The organism is Lacinutrix sp. MEBiC02595, assembly GCF_053601555.1.
The window spans coordinates 1-236 of the sequence record NZ_JBSHNU010000119.1; the positions used below are offsets into that span (position 1 = coordinate 1).

1 protein-coding gene is annotated in these 236 nt (G+C 39.8%); it reads right to left on the reverse strand.

Translation table 11 applies throughout. The features are described 5' to 3' along the window. Window positions 1-236: hypothetical protein (locus ACVCZW_RS00785; protein ID WP_452231403.1), on the reverse strand; the 236-nt coding region annotated here is incomplete at both ends.

The window sequence follows — 236 nt, forward strand, 5'->3', positions numbered from 1 at the left end:
CGTTACTGTAATTGTAGATTCATTACCACAATCATCTGCAACGGTATAGGTAACAGGAAGCGAACCACAAGGACCACAAACTACGTTTAAGTTGTTGAAGTCGTAATTGGAAGTTACGTTATAAACACCATCTGCATCACAACTATCTGAACCACAAGATTCAAGCGCAAGTATGTTAGCAGTATTCCAAGCATCGGCAATAGTTTCGTTATCATCTGCTGTACAATCTACAGAGG